We start from the raw sequence: 18726 nt of genomic DNA, 5'->3' as shown, positions 1-18726 counted from the left end.
GAGGCCCACCCGGGCCGCGCCGCCCAGGCCGGCCGGCGTGTCCCGGGAGATCAGCAGCAGTCGCAGGTCAGGGCTGTGGTCGACCACCCGCTGCACCCAGCGCAGCCAGCTGAACAGCGCGGGGCGCTCGGCGGGCGTACCGGCGCAGCCGGCCAGGTCGACCACGGCGTCGAACCGGTCCCAGCGGACGCCCGTAGCCGTGAGGTCCGCCTCGAGCGCCGCATGGTCGAGCACCTCGGCGTCGGGTAGCGCCGCCGCGAGCCGTTCCGCCAGCTCCTCGGTCCCGGGCGCGGCCAGCACCGCGACGCGGCCCGGCAGGGCGAGACGGTCGGCGGGCGCGGCGGGGACCCAGTACCGCTCCAGCAGCAGCTCGCGGCCGGTCACGCCCGGTGCTGCGGGCGCCGGGGTGCCGCAGATGCCACCGGCGCGACGGGCGCCGGGGTGCCGCCGGCGCGACGGGCGGCGCAGATGCGGCGAGGGCGACGGGCGGCGCAGATGCTCCGGGCGCGGCGGGAGCGGCGTCCAGGGCGGCGAGCTCCGCGTCGGCCGCGGCCAGCCAGACCCGGTCGCCGCCGAAGGGGTAGCCGGGCAGCGGCACCCGGCCCGGACGCGCGGCGTGCAGGCGGGACCAGTCGACGATCCCGCCGCGGGTCCAGGCCTCGGCGTAGGCCGCGGGCTCGGTCCCCGCCACGTCTGCCGGGTACGGTCGGCGCGGGTCGACGATTCCGGTCCAGCTCTCGTCGGGTGTGCCCCCGGCGGCGTGCTCGTCCAGGCGGGCGGCCAACTGCGCGAGGTCGGTGAAGCGGATCGCCAGCCGATGCGCCATGCCCTCGCGTCCGGTCTGTAGCGTCCAGGCCACCTCGTGCGGCGCCAGGTCCGCGCCCTCGGCGCGTAGGTACGCGGCGACGCGGCGGGCGTACCTGGCCAGCCGCTCGCCGTCGCGGGCGGACAGCACGGCCAGCTGCGGACCGACCGGGCCGGCGGGCGTCGGCGTGCCGAGGTGTTCCTGAAGGATGAGGTGCGCGTTGGTGCCACCCGCCCCGAACGAGCTGACCGCGGCGGTGCGCGGGCGCGCCACGCCGTCGGGGCCGAGTCGGCGCGGCCAGGGCGCGGCCTCGCGCTGCACCCGCAGCGGCGTCATCGCGAAGTCGATGTGTGGGTTGAGCTCATCGGCGTGCAGCGACGGAGCCAGCTCGTCGTGGCGCAGTTGGAGCAGCACCTTCGTGACGGCCGCGATGCCGGCCGCCGACTCCGCATGCCCGATGTTCGACTTCACCGAACCGATCGGCAGCGGTTCCGGCAGGTCGTACGGGTCGTGCTGGAAGGCCCGCAGCAGCCCGGTGATCTCGACCGGATCGCCCAACGCGGTGCCGGTGCCGTGCGCCTCGATGTAGTCCAGGTCGGCGGGGCGCAGCCCCGCGCGGTCGAGCGCGTCGCGTACCAGGTCGCCCTGCGCCTTGGGGTTGGGCACGGTGAACCCGCGGCCCGCACCGCCGTGGTTGACGGTGGAGGCCTTGACCACCGCGAGGATGCGGTCGCCGTCGGCCAATGCGGCGTCAAGGCGTTTGAGCAGGACCGCGCCGGAGCCGTCGGCCGGGACATAGCCGGTGCCGCCCGCGCCGAAACTGCGGCACCGGCCGTCCTCGGAGAGGAAGCCACGCCAGGCCAGTTGTAGGTACTTCGCCGGATGGCTGGTGATGTTGACGCCGCCGGCCACCGCCGTGTCGCAGTCGCCGTTCCGGATGGCCAGGCACGCCTGGTGGATGGTGACAAGCGCGGAGGAACACATGGTGTCCACGGCCACGCTGGGGCCGGTGAAGTCGAAGAAGTACGAGACCCGGTTGGCCACCGAGGCGAAGGAGGAGTGCGGCGGCAGACCCTCGCCGCGCAGCGCCTCCCCGACGCCGTAGAGCTGGTACTGCCCGTACATCATGCCGACGAACACACCGGTGCGGGAGCCGCGCATCCGCTCCGGGGCGACGCCGGCGTCCTCCAGCAGGTGCCAGACCGTCTCCAGGAACACCCGCTCCTGCGGATCGGTGTGCTCGGCCTCGATCTGCGACATCCGGAAGAACAGCGGGTCGAAGCGTCCGACGTCGCGGACGAAGCCGCCCCACCGCCCGTAGGTGCGCCCGAACGCGGACTTGTCCGCGTCGTAGAACCGCTCGTGTCGCCACCTGTCGGCCGGCACCTCTTCGATGCTGTCCCGCCCGGCGCGCAGATTGCGCCAGAACTCGTCGACGTCGTCGGCCTGCGGATAGCGGCCCGCGACGCCGATGATCGCGATGTCGCCGGCCGTGCTCGTGGTGGCGGAGGTGGCAGCCGGGGCCGCCCCGACGGCCGGCGGCGCGGCGGCGGCGGTGACCGCAGCCGGGACCCGCGTGGCGGTCGGTGGCGCGGCGGTGGCGGTGACCGCAGCCGGGACCGACCCGACGGCCGGCGGCGCGGCGGTGGCGGTGACCGCAGCCGGGACCGGCGTGGCGGTCGGTGGCGCGGCGGTGGCGAACGCGGCCGGGTGCGCCGCCGCCAGGTGGTCGGCCAGCTCGCCGACGGTGACGTACTCGAACAGCAGCGTCTTCGACAGCGGGCCGACGCTCTCCTCCAGCCGGCGAGTGACGTTCAAGGTGATCAGCGAGTCGACGCCGTAGTGGTCGAACGGTTCGGTGACGGCGATCTCGGCAGCGGGCAGTTTGAGCTCCTCCGCCATGATCCCGAGGACCAGTTCCTCGGCCTGGGCACGGGCCACGTCGGGGGCCGGTACCGTGACGCCGGACGCGGGCCGCGACGGCACCGCGTCACCGTCGAGGGCGGCCAGCAGCCGCGCGGGGTCACCTGCGGCGAGCAGCAGCCGCGGCGCGGCGGTGGCCAGCGCACGTTCCAGGGCGTCGAGCGCCGGCCGGGTACGCAGCGGACGCAGGCCCGCCATCCGGGCCGCGTACTCGTGGCCTGCGGCATCGACGGACATGCCGCCCTCGGCCCAGACCGGCCAGGCAGCAGCGAGGGTTCGTCCACTCCGGACGCCCTCCCGGCAGCGCTGATGCCGCTGCTCGGCGAAATGGTCGAGGAAGGCGTTGGCGAACGCGTAGTCGGTCTGCCCGGCGTTGCCCAGCGCCGCGGCAGCCGACGAGAACGCCACGAAGTAGTCGAGCGGGTCGTCCGCCGTCGCCTCGTCCAGCAGCAGCGTGCCGAACACCTTGGCGGACAGCACGGCCTCCGCGTCCGCCCGCTGCTTGCGGTGCAGCAGGCCGTCGCGCAGCACGCCGGCCGCGTGCAACACGCCGCGGATTGCGCCGTGCCGGTGGCGGGCCTGCGTCAGCAGCGCCCGTACCGCGGCGGGGTCGGTGACGTCGGCGAGGATCAACTGTGCCCCGGCGGCGTCGATGCGGGCCTGCGTCGCCGGGTCGGGTGCGGTGCGGGCGGCGAGCACCACCCCGCCCTCGGTCACGCCTGCGGCGCGCCGGACTGCGGTGATGTGCTCGGCCAGCAACAGGCCGAGCGCGCCGGCGCCACCGGTGATCACATGCGCACCCGCGCCCAGGAACACGCCCGCGCGGGCGTCGGGCAGGGTCAGCTGCCGCCAGGCCCGACGGGCGCGGCCCGACGCGCCGACCCGGGTCTCGGCTGCCCCCTCGGCGGCGAGCGCGGCGGTGACCGCCTCGGCCAGCGGGCCGTCGGCCACCGCGAGGGTGCCGATGTCGAGCGCGGGGTGCTCCCGGCGCACGGAGCGGGCGAACGCCGCCATTGCCGGGTGGGCGGGCGAGGCCGGCGGGTCGCGGTGCACGTACAGGTAGCGCAGCGCGCCGCCCGGTCCGCGCTGCCAGGTTTGCAGGAATGTCACTGCGGTGTGGAAGCCGTGCTCCAGCGCGGCGGCGGGTGAAGCGTCCGGGTGGGCCAGGTGCACCACCTGCACCGGTCCGCTGCCCGCGTCGCGGACCGCCGCCTCGATGTCGCACCGGTCGTCGAGTTCGACGAGCCGCGCCGACAGGCCCGCCGCGGTCAGCGCGGCGGTCACGGCCCGGCCCTCGTCAGCCGCGCCGAGGACGATGGCCGCGCCGGTCAGCGGGCGCGGGGCCGCTGGGGCGGGCTGCCAGTACGGCTCGTACGCGGCGACCGTGTCCCCCGCAGTCTCCGCCGTGGCGGCGACCCGCAGCGTGAACGCGTCGATCGTCACCAGCACCTCGCCGGACGGGTCAAGCAGCGCCACATCGAAGCACAGCGTCCCGGCGGCGGTCGGGCGGGCCGCGGGGCGGGCGTGGGCGTGCAGGCGTTGCGGCAGCTCGCCGAAGATCCGCACGGCGCCCAGCGCGTACGGCAGGTATGCCGGCTGGTCCGCCGGGTCCTGCCCACCGGCGGCGAGCCGGCCGGCCGTTTGCAGGGCCGCGTCCATCAGCGACGGGTGGAACACGTAGCCGGCCCGATCGGCGGCTTGCGAGGCGGGCAGCCGCAGCGTCGCCAGCGCCTCGCCCTCCCCCACGGCGATCTCCTCCAGCACCTGGAAGGCCGGGCCGTAGTCGAAGCCCAGCGCGGAGAAGGTCTGGTAGCAGCTCGCGCCGGGGTGCACGGTGGTGCAGCGGGCGCGTACCGCGAGCAGGTCGACCCGTTCGGGACGGCCCGGCGGCTCGTCGCGGACCAGCGTGCCGCGGGCGTGCGTGACCTGATCGTCGCCGTCGGTGCGCACCTCGAAGGTGTGCCCGGTGACCTCCACCAGCAGCCGGTGTGCGCCGGTGGCAGGCATCCGGACCGGGGCCGCCCAGACCAGGCCGTCGACGCCGTGCACCCGACGGCCGCCGGCCAGTTCCCCGGCCAGTCGGCCCATCTCCAGGTACGCCATCCCGGGCAGCACCATCGTGCCGCCGACGACGTGGTCGCGCAGGAAGAACTCGCGGCCGGTGAGCGTCTTGGCGTAGGCACGCCGGTCGGGGGTAGACACGTCCGCGTCCAGCAGGGTCGGATGCAGCCGAGCCGCCGCCGGGTCGGCGGCGAACCAGTGCCGGCCACCGGCGAACGGGTAGGTCGGCAGGTGCACCCTGCGCCGCGCGACGCCCCGGTGCAGGTGCGCCCAGTCGACCTCGCCGCCGGCCACCCAGTGTTGGCCCAGCGCGCCCAGGTCAGGCGACGGCGCGCTGGCCGGCGCGTCCTGACCCGCCTGCCCGGTGCGTACCTGGGACGGGCGACCGTCGAGGTGCGCGGTCAGCTCGGCGCGTAGCCCGGCGACGCCGCGCGCCACCACGGCGAGCCGGTACGCCATCGGCTCGCGGCCCACCTGAAGGGTGTACGCCAGGTCACCGGCCGCGACCTCGTGCGCGCCCAGGTGGTCGGCGAGCCGGCGGGCGCTGTCGCGCAGTGCCTGCGGGGTGCGGGCGGACAGCACGAACAGCTGCTCGCTGTCGTCCTCGCCACGGGTCTCGGTCATGCGCGCCTCCTCCAGCACCACGTGTGCGTTGGCCCCGCCGAAGCCGAACGAGCTGACCCCGGCGCGGCGCGGCAGTTCGGCCCCGGCGGCGTCCCGTGGCCGGGGCCAGGCGCGCGTCTGGCGGGCCACCTCGAACGGGCCGCCGTCCAGTTGCAGGTACGGGTTCAGCTCGCGTACGTGCAGGCTGGCGGGGATGGTGCCGTGCCGCACGGCCAGCACCGCCTTGAACAGCCCGGCGATGCCCGCCGCGGCCTCCAGGTGACCGATGTTGCTCTTCACCGAGCCGAGTACGCAGCCCGGCCCCGGCCCGGTTCCCTGCTCGGCGTAGAGCCGTCGGAAGGCGATGCTCAGCCCGGTTGTCTCGATCGGGTCGCCGAGAGCCGTGCCGGTACCGTGCGCCTCGATGTAGCCGACCGTCTCCGGCGGCACGCCGGCCGTGCGGTACGCCTCGACAAGCAGATCGGCCTGGGCGTCGGGATTCGGGGCGGTAAGCGAGGTGGTCCGGCCGCCGTGCCCGGCGGCGGCGCCCTTGATCAGCGCGTGCACGGCGTCGCCGTCGCGGGCCGCCTGCTCGCCGGGCTTCAGCAGCACCACGCCGACGCCCTCGCCACGGACGTAGCCGTCGGCCCGACTGTCGAAGGCCCGGCAGCGTCCCTGCGGGCTGAGCATCTCGCCCTGGCTGAGCACGTCGTTCACGGTCGGCGAGAGGATCAGGTTGACGCCGCCCGCGATGGCCAGGTCACAGCTGCCGTCCCGCAACGCGGCGAGCGCCTGGTGCACCGCGATCAGCGAACCCGAGCAGGCAGTGTCCACCGCGACACTCGGACCGCGCAGGTCCAGCAGGTACGACACCCGGTTCGGAATGATCGACAGCGCCGCGCCGGTGGCCGTGTGGCCCTGCGGGGGATGTCCGGCCGCTCGCTGCGCCTCCAGGTAATCGGCATTGGCGACGCCGATGAACACCCCGACACGTCGGCCGGCCAGCTCGGACGGGCGGTAGCCGGCGTCCTCCACCGCCGACCAGACCACTTCCAGCAGCAGTCGCTGCTGCGGGTCCATCAGCTCGGCCTCCCGGGGCGAGATGCCGAAGAACGCGGCGTCGAACCGGTCGACGCCGGACAGGAAACCGCCCCAGCGCGAGCGGGAGCCGGGCCGCTCCCGCCAGTCCCAGCGGTCCGCGGGCACCTCCGTGACCAGATCGTCGCCGGCAAGCAGGTGCGCCCAGAACTCCGCCAGGTCGGCCGAGCCGGGCAACCGCCCGGCCATGCCGATGACGGCGACGTCCCCGCCGCCCGGCCGCCCGCCGGAGGGCTGCGGCGCGACAGGCGCGGCGGCCGGCGGCGGCGCGACCGTTGCGAACCGGGCCGACAGCGCCGCCGGGTACTCCTCCCACAGGTGCTCGGCGAGTGCGGTCAGGGTGCCGCGACGGTAGAACAGCGTCGGGTAGACCTCGATGCCGTACGCCTTGCGCAGCTCGACGCTCAGCGCGGTGAAGGTCACCGAGTTCATGCCGGCGTCGCCGAGCGGGGCGTGCGCCCCGATGTCCTCCGGGCGTACGCCCGCGAGCCGGCCGACGATCCCGGCCAGGTCGGCGACCAGCGCCTCGACCCGGCTCGCGGGTCGGGCCGGGACGAGCGGCCGGGCTGCCGCCGTCGCGCCGAAGCCCGCGCGCAGGTCGGCCAACGGCAGGGTGGCCAGCGCGCTGCGGTCGACCTTGTCGTTGAGAGTCTGCGGCAGGGTGGTCACCCGCAGCAGGGTGTCCGGGACCATGTGGTCGGGTAGCCAGGCGGCGAGCTGCTCCCGGGACGGTTCGGCGGCACCGTCGGCGAGCACGTAGCAGGCGAGCAGCGTCCGGTCGCCACCGTCCCGGCCGCGCGCCACCACCACCGCCTGGCGCACCCCGGCGATCCGCCGCAGCGTCGCCTCGATCTCCTCCAGCTCCACCCGGAAGCCGCGTACCTTCACCTGCGAGTCGATCCGCCCCAGGTACTCGATCCGGCCGTCGGGCAGGCGGCGGGCCAGGTCGCCGGTGCGGTACATGCGGGCGTCACCGCCGACGAACGGGTCGGGCAGGAAACGTTCGGCGGTCAGCTCCGGGCGGTTGAGGTAACCGTCGGCCACGCCGTGCCCGCCGATGTACAGCTCTCCGGCGACCATGGTCGGCACCGGCCGGCGCGCACTGTCCAGCAGGTAGAGCGTGGTGTTCGCGATCGGAGAGCCGATGGTGATCCGCTCGCCGGGCACGAGCCGGCTCGCCGCCGACCAGACCGTGGTCTCCGTCGGGCCGTACAGGTTCCAGACCGCGCGGTTGCCGGCCAGCAGCGCTGCCGCGGTTTCCGCCGACAGCGCCTCGCCGCCGCACAGCACCGTCAGCGCGGGATCGCCCGACCAACCGCCGGCCAGCAGCATGCCCCAGGTCGCGGGCGTGGCCTGCATCAGCGTCGGGCGCAGCCGCTCGACGGTGTCGCGCAGCCGCAGCCCGTCCCGAGCCACCTCGGTCGGCACGATCTCCACCCGACCGCCGGTGATCAGCGGCAGGTACAGCTCCAGCGCGGAGATGTCAAAGCAGACGGTGGTGACGGCCAGCAGCGTGTCCGCCGGACCGCACCCGGGTTCGCGCGCCATGGAGCACAGGAAGTTCGTCAGCGCGCGGTGCGGGACGGCAACGCCCTTGGGCTGGCCGGTCGAGCCGGAGGTGTAGATGACGTAGGCGGTGTCTGCGGGACCGGCGGGACCGGGCGACGGCCTGGTGGGCAGCGCGTCCGCCCGGTCGACGAGCAGCCGCGGCGGCGCGGTGTCCCCGCCGGGCAGCGTGGAGTGGGTCAGGACGAGGTGCAGCCCGGCGTCCTGCGTCATGTACGCCAGCCGCTGCGCCGGGTACGAGGGGTCCAGTGGCACGTACGCGCCACCCGCCGCCTGCACCGCCAGCAGCGCCACCGGCAGGTCCACGGTGCGCGGCAGCAGCACGCCCACGGTGCGGCCCCGCCCGACGCCTGCGGCGGTCAGCCGCCCGGCCAGCACCTCGACCCGTGCCCACAGCTCGCCGTAGGTCAGCTCGGTGCTGCCGCAGCTGACCGCCACCGCGTCCGGATGGGCTTCGGCCTGCGCCCGCACCAGCTCCCAGACCAGCGTGCCGGCCGGGTAGTCGACCACGGGGGGCGGGGCGAGCAGTGCCCGCTCCGCCGTGGTCAGCAGCGCCAGGTCACCGACGGCGGTCCCGGGCGCGGCGACGGCGGCGGCCAGCAGCGTGCCGTAGTGCTCGCCGAGCCGACGCACCGTGGCCGCGTCGAACAGGCCCGGGTCGTACTTGAGCGTGTACCGGCAACCCTCGGGCTCGTCGACCAGGTCGAGGGTCAGCTCGAACTCGCCCTCCTGGTGCACCCCGTCGAGCGCGCCGCGCAGCACGCCGTCGGCGCTGACGTCGCGGGCCCAGTTGTGGAAGTAGAAGGCCACGTTGAACGGCGTCGCCGGGGCCGCCGGGTCCGCCCGCCGCAGCTCCTCGGCGAGACTGAGCAGCGGGTACGCGCTGTGGTCCAACGCGCCCAGCACGGTCCGATGGACGCGGCGCAGCAGGTCGGCGTACGCCTCCCGGCCGTCGACCCGCTCGGCCAGCACGACCATGTTCATGAAGTAGCCGAGCACGTCGTCGTAGCCGGACGGCCGGCCAGCGGTCGGCATACCCACGGCGACGTCTGCCTGGTCGCTGTAGCGGTGCAGCACCGCAAGGAACGCGGCCAGCAGCACACTGGACAGCGACGTCCGTTCGGCCTGGGCCAGCGCCCGGGCCTGTGCCGACACCGCCGCCGGGAGGCGGCCCTCCAGGCTCGCGCCCGCGAACCGCGGCCCGGCCGGGCGCGGGCGGTCCAGCGGCAGCGCCACCGTCGTCTGCCGGCCGTGCAGCCGCTCCAACCAGTACGCGCGCAGCCGCTGCCCCTCCGGCCCGGCGAGCCGCTCACGCTGCCACGCCGTGAAATCGGCGAACGTCCGGGCCGGCCGGTCGGCGGGCAGTTCGGCCCCGGCGCGGACAGCGCGGTAGCCGCGCTCGACCTGCTGCACCAGCAGTGGGATGGACACGCCGTCGAGCACCAGGTGGTGCACGGCCAGCAGCAGCGCCTGACGGCCGTCGCCGAGGGTGTAGAGGGTGGCCCGCAGCAGCGGACCCCGGGCCAGGTCAAACGGCCGCCGCGCGTCGGCGCGAACCCGATCGCGCAGGTCGTCGTCGGCGGCCGAGGTCAGGTACACCTGCTGGAACGGCAGCTCGGGCTCGGCCGCGATCCGCGCGTACGGGCCGTCGTCGCCGCTGTGCACCGTCGCTCGCAGTTCCTCGTGCCGGTCCAGCAGGTCCTGCAACACGACGCGCAGGGCGAGCACGTCGACGTCCGGCGCGAGCCAGAACGTCACCGGCAGGTTGTAGGCGTAGTTTCCGGGCGCGATCTGCTCGAACACCCACAGTGCGTGCTGTCCGGGCGAGAGCGGGTGGGTGGAGTGCGTCGCATCGGTGCGGGGACGCAGCACCCGGGCCGCGACCCGCGCGTGCGGTGTGGCGGTCGGGTCCGGTGCCGGGGCGGCGTCGGGCAGCCAGCGCGCCGTCAGGTGGGTGGTCAGCTCGCGCAACGTCGGACGTTCGAAGAACTCCTCGAGCGGCACGGTGGCGCCGAACGCCTCCTCGACCGCGGCCACGATCTTCATGCCGCTCAGCGAGTCGAAGCCGTAGTCGGCAAGCGGACGCTCCGGATCGATCCGCACGTCCAGTTTCAGGACCCGCTCCAGCAGCTCCCGCAGGCGTTCCCCGGCGGCGTCGGCGGTGCGGGTGGGCACCACGGCCGTGCTGCCGGCCGCCGCGCGGGCGCGCCGCTCGGCCGGGCTGCCTCGCCCTCGCCCGGCGCGCCGTCGCGCTGCGCTACCAGGACGTGCTGGCCCAGGTCGCCGGCCTCGTCGCCGAGCAGGCCAACCTCGGTGAAGCCCGCCTCGCGCAGCAGCGTGCGCCAGGTCGCCGGGGCGACCAGCGGCGAGGCCGGGATGCGCAGCTCGGTGTCCTGGAACGCCCACCAGCCCTCCATCACCCCGCCGCCGACGGTCAGGTAGGGCCGGATCGCGGTGAGCTCGTTGAGTACCAGCCGGCCGCCGGGCCGCAACAGCGCCCGGGCCTTGCCCAGGGTGGCGCGCAGGTTGCGGGTCGCGTGCACCACGTTTGTGGCCACCACGACGTCGGCCGTGCCGTCGGCGAAGCCCTGCTCGGTCGGATTGCGCTCCAGATTGAGCAGGGCGAACCGGACGTACGGGTACCGCGTGGCGAACCGTTCCCGGCCGTGTTCGAGGAAGCGCGGCGAGATGTCGGTGAACGTGTAGCCGACGCGGCCCGGATACGCGGCGAGCATGGCGAGCACCGGCTCAGTGGTCGCGCCGGTGCCCGCGCCCAGCTCCACCACCTCGAGCCGCGCGCCGGCCGGCAGCTGCGGCAGCCGACTGTCCAGGAACCGGCGCACCACGTCGGCCACCTGGTCGTTGAAGAAGTCGGTGAGCGGGTTGCCCCGGTAGAGCTTCTCCACCAGCCGCATCGACGTGCCCGGGAACATCACCTCGGTGCCGACCAGTTCGCCGCGCAGCAGCTGCGGGTACGCCCGCAGGAACTCGCGGTTGAGCACGGCCGTCGGCGCGACGTCCGGATACGCCTGCGCGACCCGGTCGAACGCCTCCGCCCAGTCGTCTGCCGCGTCCACCAGGTCCACCGTCGTGGTGGTGACGACCTCACTGCCCTCGCGGGTGAGGTACCCGGCCCCGACCAGCAGACCCAGCAGCGCCTCGTGCAGCCGTTGGAACTTGTCCCGGATGCCCAGCTCGCGGCGCAGCTCGTCGCTGTCGTGCCGCTCGCCGTAGCGGTGGAACGCGCCCATCCGCCGGTAGGCGTGCAGCACCCCGGACACCGACACGACGTCCAGTTCTGCGAACCCGGCCAGCACCCGGGCCACGGCGGGATCGAGACCGGCCGGCACGTCCGGCGTGGCAACCGTGGCCGGCACGACGGGAACAGTGACCCTGGTCGGTACCACGCGGGCAGCGACCGGGGCCGGCACGACCGGGGCAGCGACCGTGGCCGGTACGACCGGGGCAGCAACCGGGGCCGGCACGACCGGTGACGGCGCGGCGGGAATCCAGTGGCGCTTGCGCCCGAACGGGTACGTGGGCAGCTCGATCCGGCGGGCGGTGGCGGGGGTGAGTCGCGCCCAGTCGACGTGCGCCCCGGTGACCCAGTGCGCGGCGACCGCGACGAGATCGCGATCCGACAGCGCCCGGCCCAGCGCGTCGGCCTGCTCGGCCGGCAGCGTGACCACGGTGTGGGTGGCGCGGCCGGTGCGGACCCGCGCGTCGGCCGCCCCGGCGGCGTACGCCGCCAGCAGCCGCGCCGCGTCGGCGACGGATCGGGTGGGCACGGCGAGGCGGAACTCGTGGACGGCCCGGCCCACCTGAAGCGTATGCGCGATGTCGGCGAGCCGTAGGTCGGCGCGCACGGTGGCCGGCGCCGCCGGTGGCTCGATGTTGGCGAGGGCACGCACCACCCCGTCCAGGGTTTCCGCGGTGGTGGCCGCCACCGGCAGTTTGCTGCCCAGCTCCTCGGCGAGCAGGGCAAAGTAGTGCGCGCGTTCGGCCACACCGAAGCCGCAGTCCACCAGGTCGACGGTGAGGTCGAGAGTTTCCGGCGCGACGCCGGCCAGCTCGGCGGCCAGCCGTAGGCAGCGGGTGCGTACGTCGTCACCCGCGCCCGCCGCCGTGGGGGCACCCCGGCGCAGGAAGGCGGCCAGATTCGCGGCGTACGCCCGCAGCCGCTGCTCACTCTGCGCGGAGAGCACCACCAGGTGCTCGGCACCATCCTCGGCCGCGACCGGCGCGTCTTGCGAGGCGTGCTCCTCCACCACCACACACGCGTTGGCGCCGCCGGCCCCGAACGAACTGACCACGGCACGCAACGGCAGCTCACCGCCCGCGTCGTCGCGCAGCCGCGGCCAGGGTTCCCGCGTCTGCTGCACCGCGAACCGGGTGGTGCTGAGGTCGATCTCCGGGTTGGTCCGCGCCGCGTGCAGCGAGGGCGCGAGCGTGCGGTGCCGCATCTGCAACAGCACCTTGGTGAGCCCGGCGATGCCCGCCGCCGACTCCAGGTGGCCGATGTTTGTCTTCACCGAGCCGATCGCCACCGCCGGCAGTTGGGCGCGCCGCGCCGGATCGATCGGTCCACCGAACGCCGCGACCAGCCCCGCGATCTCGATGGGGTCCCCGAGCAGGGTGCCCGTGCCGTGGGCCTCGACGTAGCCGACCGTGTCCGCGGCGATCCCGCCCCGGTCGAGCGCGGCCCGGATCACGTCGCTCTGCGCCGCCGAGCTGGGCACGGTGTAGCCGCCGCTGTTGCCGCCGGAGTTGACCGCCGTGCCGCGAATGACGCCGAGGACCCGGTCGCCGTCGGCCAGGGCCCGTGCCAGCGGCTTGAGCAGGACTGCGCCCACGCCCTCGCCGTCGACGAAGCCGTCGGCGTCCGCGCCGAACGCCTTGATCCGGTCGCCCCGGGAGAGCATGCCGGCCTCGGTCAGCGCACGCAGGTGTTTCGGGTGCAGGATCAGGTTGACCCCACCGGCGATGGCGCTCGCGCATTCGCCGCTGCGGATGCTCTGGCAGGCCAGGTGGATTGCGGTGAGCGAGGCCGAGCAGGCGGTGTCGACGGCCAGGCTCGGTCCGGTGAAATCGAAGAAGTACGACACCCGGTTTGCGATCGACCAGTGCCGCGAGTGAGCGTTCGTCACCACGCCGCGTGCGGCGGCCTCGCCGCTCATCCACTCGTAGTCGCTGTTCATCACACCGACGAACACCCCGACCGGCCCCGGCGCGGCCAGGTCCGCAGCCCGGTAGCCGGCGTCCTCAAGCGTCGCCGCCGCGGTCTCCAGGAACAGCCGCTCCTGCGGATCCATCGCCTCGGCCTCGGCCGGCGAGACCCGGAAATAGAGCGAGTCGAACGTGTCGACGTCGTCGAGGAAGCCAGCCCACTTGCTGTACGGGGCGCGCGTCCCGGCCGGGTCGTAGTGCGCGTCGGCGTCCCAGCGGTCGGCGGGCACCTCGCGGACGCAGTGCCGCCCTGCGGCCAGGTTGTCCCACAGCTCGCCGACCGTCCCGGCGAGCGGGTAGCGTCCGGCGACTCCGATGACCGCGATGCGGTCGTCGGTGGCATCCGGCTCCTCGACCGGCGTGCCGGCCTCGGACACCACCGACGGCGCCTCGGCGGCGAGCCGGCCGGACAGGTACGCGGCCAGCGCCCGCGGCGTACGGTGCTCGAACACCATCGTCGCGGGCAGCCGCAGCCGGCTGCGTGCCGCGAGCCGGTTGCGCAGTTCGAGCGCGGCCAGCGAGGTGAAGCCCAGGCGCAGGAACCCGAGGTCGGGGTCGATGTCCTCGGTGGAGGAACGCCCCAGCGCCGCCGCGGTCTCCCGCAGCACCAACTCGCCGACGACCTGGTCGCGCTCGTCCGCAGGCAGGTCCCGCAGCCCGCCGCCGTCGCCTCCGGTCGCTGGACGCGGATCGGGTGCGCTGCGGCGGTGGGGCCGGTCCGGGGCCGGCGCACGCAGCAGCGGTGACGCCGTGGCCGACGCCCGGTCGCGGCGCAGCGGCAGCAGGTGTGCCCGGTCCGCGCCGAGCGCGGCGTCCAGCAGCGCCAGCGCGTCCCCGGTGGCCAGCGGCAGCACGCCGGCCTCGGCCAACCGGGCCAGGTCGGTCTCGTCGAGCCGTCCGGTGAGGGCACTTGGCTCGGCCCACAGTCCCCACCCCAATGACAGGGCGGGCAGACCCAGACCACGTCGGTGGTGAGCCAGCGCGTCGAGGACGGCGTTTGCGGCTGCGTAGTTGCCCTGCCCCGCCGTGCCAAGCGTGGCGGCGACCGAGGAGAACAGCACGAACGCGGCGAGATCCCGGTCACGGGTCAGCTCATGCAGGTGCCAGGCCGCGTCGGCCTTGGCCGCCAGCACCGTACCCAGACGCTGTGGAGTCAGCTCGCCGAGCACGCCGTCATCGAGGACGCCGGCCGCATGCACGACCGCGCGCAGCGGGCGGTCCGCCGGGATCGCCGCCAGCACCGCGGCCAGGGCGGCGCGGTCGCCGACGTCGCAGGCCACCGACACGGCACGCGCGCCCGCCTCGGTCAGCTCCTCGGCCAGCTCAGACGCGCCCCGGCGGCTCAACAGCAGGAGGTCGCGTACGCCGTGCGCGGCCACCAGGTGCCGGGCCACGAGCGCGCCGAGCGTCCCCGAGGCCCCCGTGATCAGGACGGTGCCGTCGGCCGGGAACGGGGCCGAGCCCGAGGTGTGCGCTCGCACCAGCCGTGGCGCGCGGATCCGGCCGGCGCGCACCAGCAGCTGCGGTTCGTCGGCGGCCAGCGCGGTCGCGAGCAGTTGCGCCACAGCGTCGGGGTCGTCGGTGTCGATGAGCACGATCCGGTCGGGATGCTCGGTCTGGGCCGAGCGCACAAGTCCCCAGACCGCAGCCGCGGCGGGATCGACGTCGCCGCCGTCGGGCACCGCGCCGCGCGTCACCACCACCAGGCGGGCGTCGCCGTCGCCCGCGCCGGCGAGCCAGGTCTGTAGGTCGGTGAGGACGGCGGCGGTCACCGCCTGGATCCGGGCGGGCTGCTCGCCGTCGGTGAGCGGGCAGTGCAGCACGGTCACGGCCGTGCTGTCCGCCGGTGGGGCGTCGGTCTGCACGGGCACCCAGTCCAGCTCGTACAGCGCGCCCTGGCCCGAGCCGCTCAGCAGGGCGTCGAGCGGGCGCAGGGTCAGCGAGTCCACCGTGAGCAGGGCGTGACCGGTGCCGTTGGTGACGCGCAGGCCGATCGCGCCGTCGCCGCGCGGGGTGATCGTCGCGCGTACGCTCGCCAGGTCCGGATCGGGCGGCGTCCACCGCACCCCGCTCCAGCTGAACGGCAGAGCGGGCTCGGTCTTCAGATCCAAGGCGTGCAGGGTGGCATCCAGCAGCGCGCTGAGCTCCGGCTCGCGCAGCGAGACCTCGGCGAACAGCTCGTCATCGCGCCGCCACAGCGCCCGCAGGCCCCGGAACCGGGGCCCGTACTCCAGGCCCTGGATGGCCAGGTCGTCGTACCAGGAGGAGAGGTCGACACGGGTGGCACCCGCTGGCGGCCAGGCCGCGAGATCCAGGTCCCCGTCGGCCGGGACCTGGTCGGCGGCGACGGCCCCGGTCGCGTGGAGCCGCCAGTCGGCGTCCGGGCCGCGGGAGTGCAGCCGCAGCGGCCGGTATCCGTCGACGGCCGGGCCCACCAGCAGCTGGATTTCGAGGTCGCCCTGCTCCGGAAGCACCATGGGTGCTTGCAGCGTCAGCTCGTCGACGACGTGCCCGGCCCGCAGCGCCATCGCCAGCAGCGCCGTGCCGGGCACCACCGCCTGACCGCGCACCCGGTGGTCGGCAAGCCACGGATGCGTACGCAACGACAGCCGGCCCGGGAACACCGCCTGGTCGCCCTCGACCAGCTCCACCGGGGCGTCCAGCAGCGGCTTCGGCGTACGCAGCCAGTACGGCGCGGTCTGGAACGCGTACGTCGGCAACTCGACCGTACGCGCGCCGGTGCCCTCGTACGTCCGGGTCCAGTCCACGGCGACGCCCTGAGTGTGCAGTGTCGCCATGGAGAGCAGGAACCGCCGGGCGGCGTTCTCGTCGCGGCGCAGCGTCTCGGCCACCACCGCGTCGTCCACCGTGTCCTGGATCGCCATGGTCAGCAGCGGATGCGGGCTGACCTCCACGAACACCCCGTAGCCGTCGGCGGACAGGGCTCGGACGGTCTCCTCGAACCGCACCTGCCGGCGCAGGTTGTGGTACCAGTACGCGCCGTCAAGTTCCGCGCCGTCGAGCCGGCCCGCGGTCACCGTCGAGTAGAACGCGACCTCGGTGGGCTGCGGTCGTACCCCGGCCAGCGACTCCAGCAGTTCCTCGCGCAGACCTTCGACCTGGGCGGAGTGGGAGGCGTAGTCGACCGGGACCCGACGTGCCCGCACCTCGTCGGCCGCGCACCTGGCGACCAGGTCGTCGAGGGCGTCCGGGTCGCCGGAGACGACCACCGAGGACGGTCCGCTGACCGCCGCCACCGAGATCCGGTCGCCGTACGGCGCGATCCGCTCGCGCACCCGGTCCTCAGGTGCCGCGACCGAGACCATCCCGCCACGCCCAGCCAGCGCCGTCAACGAGCGGCTGCGCAGCACCGAGATCAGCGCGCCGTCGGCGAGGGACAGCGCGCCGGCCACGCAGGCGGCGGCGATCTCGCCCTGCGAGTGCCCGACGACTGCGGACGGCACGACACCGACGGCACGCCAGGCCTCGGCCAGCGAGACCATCACCGCCCAGAGGGCGGGCTGCACCACGTCCACCCGGGCCAGCGCGGCCTCGTCGGTCAGCACGTCGGACAGCGACCAGTCGACCAGGCCGTCCAGCAGGCGCTGACACTCGTTCATCCGGGCGGCGAAGGCGGGTGAGGTGTCCAGCAGGCCCACCGCCATCCCCGCCCACTGCGAACCCTGACCCGGAAACACGAACACCACCCGACCATCCACACCACGATCCGCACCCACCACCACACCCTGCGACCCCACCCCAACCGACAACTCCCCCAACCCCGCCACCAACTCATCCCGACCAGCCGCCACCACCACACCCCGATGCCCCAACACCGACCGCGACACCACCGACGACCAACCCACATCCACCACCCGCAAACCCGAACCCGCCACCACCCACTCCCGCAACCGACCCGCCTGCGCCCACAACGCCCCCTCAGACGCCCCCGACACCACCACCGCCACCGGCCCGAACTCCCCACCGGACGCCGACCCCACCACCGGCACACCGCCCACCTCCGGCCCACCGCCCACCTCCGGCACACCGTCCGCCTCCGGTGCCTGCTCCAGGATCACGTGCGCGTTCGTCCCACTGATCCCAAACGCCGACACCCCCGCCCGCCGCACCCGACCCACCACCGGCCACAACCGCCGCGACAACAACAACCGCACCCCACCCGACGACCAATCCACCAACCCCGACGGCTCACCCACATGCAACGACGCCGGCAACACCCCCCACCGCAACGCCTCCACCATCTTGATCACACCACCCACACCCGCCGCCGCCTGCGCATGCCCCACATTCGACTTCAACGACCCCAACCACAACGGCTCCGACCGCCCCCGCCCATACACCCCCAACAACGCCTGCGCCTCAATCGGATCCCCCAACACCGTCCCCGTCCCATGCGCCTCCACCACATCCACCTCCACCGCAGACACCCCCGCCGAGAACAACGCATCCCGAATCACCCGCTGCTGCGACGGACCACTCGGCGCCGTCAACCCACTCGACGCACCATCCGAATTCACCGCCGAACCCGCCAACACCGCCAACACCCGACGCCCCGCCGCCACCGCATCCGACAACCGCTCCAACACCACCACCCCCACACCCTCACCCCAACCCGTCCCATCCGCCCCCGCCGAAAACGCCTTACACCGCCCATCGGCCGACAACCCACCCTGCCGCGAAAACTCCACGAAGGTGCGGGGCGTGGCCATCACTGCCACGCCACCGGCGAGGGCGAGCGAACACTCGCCCGCCCGCAGCGACTGCGCCGCCAGGTGCAGCGCCACCAACGACGACGAACACGCCGTATCCACCGTCACCGCCGGCCCCTCCAGACCAAGCGTGTACGCCACCCGACCCGACGCCACACTCGGCAGGCTGCCGTTGAACAGGTGCCCCTCGAACGCACCGGTGTCCTCGCCCAGCACGGTGCCGTAGTCGCTGTACATGACGCCGGTGAAGACGCCGGTCCGGCTGCCGCGCAGCGACGTCGGCGCGATGCCGGCGCGTTCCAGCGCCTCCCAGCCCACGTGCAGCAGCAGGCGGTGCTGCGGGTCGGTGGTCAGGGCCTCGCGCGGCGACATGCCGAACAGGTCGGCGTCGAACTCGGCCGCGTCGTGGAGGAAGCCGCCGTGGCGGGTGTAGCTCGTGCCGGGATGGTCGGGGTCGGGGTGGTACAGCCCGTCGACGTCCCAGCCCCGGTTCACCGGGAACTCCGACACCGCGTCGACTTCGTCGAGGGTCAGCTGGAACAGCTCCTCGGGCGAGGTCACCCCGCCCGGGAACCGGCACGCCATGCCCACGATCGCCAGCGGCTCCCGGCTCGCCGGCTGCTCCCGCTGCTCCAGCTCCGCCAGCCTGCGGCGGGTCTGGCGCAGCTCGGCGGTGACCCGCTTGAGGTAGTCGAGCAGCTTGCCGTCGCTCAT

Annotated in this window: 2 protein-coding genes; both read right to left on the bottom strand. The window is 74.4% G+C overall.

Annotated elements, in window-relative coordinates:
- Positions 1-67 precede the first annotated feature (67 nt).
- The gene (locus tag QQG74_RS13140; protein WP_341720553.1) at positions 68-10231 is read right to left on the bottom strand and encodes an amino acid adenylation domain-containing protein; all 10164 of its coding nucleotides are present in this window, start codon (positions 10229-10231) and stop codon (positions 68-70) included.
- Positions 10168-18726: an SDR family NAD(P)-dependent oxidoreductase gene (locus QQG74_RS13135; protein WP_341720552.1), complete on the bottom strand. Its 8559-nt coding sequence runs from the start codon at positions 18724-18726 to the stop codon at positions 10168-10170. Before QQG74_RS13135 ends, QQG74_RS13140 begins: the two co-directional genes overlap by 64 nt.

It is taken from the genome of Micromonospora sp. FIMYZ51 (assembly GCF_038246755.1).
In the GTDB taxonomy this organism is placed as follows: Bacteria; Actinomycetota; Actinomycetes; order Mycobacteriales; family Micromonosporaceae; genus Micromonospora.
Note: the sequence above shows the minus strand (reverse complement) of the source record. Positions and strands in the feature narration are given on the sequence as shown.

What these genes read in the sequence shown, in the direction of transcription:
- QQG74_RS13135 (WP_341720552.1), bottom strand. Translation starts at nt 18,726, where the DNA reads ATGAGCGACGGCAAGCTGCTCGACTACCTCAAGCGGGTCACCGCCGAG.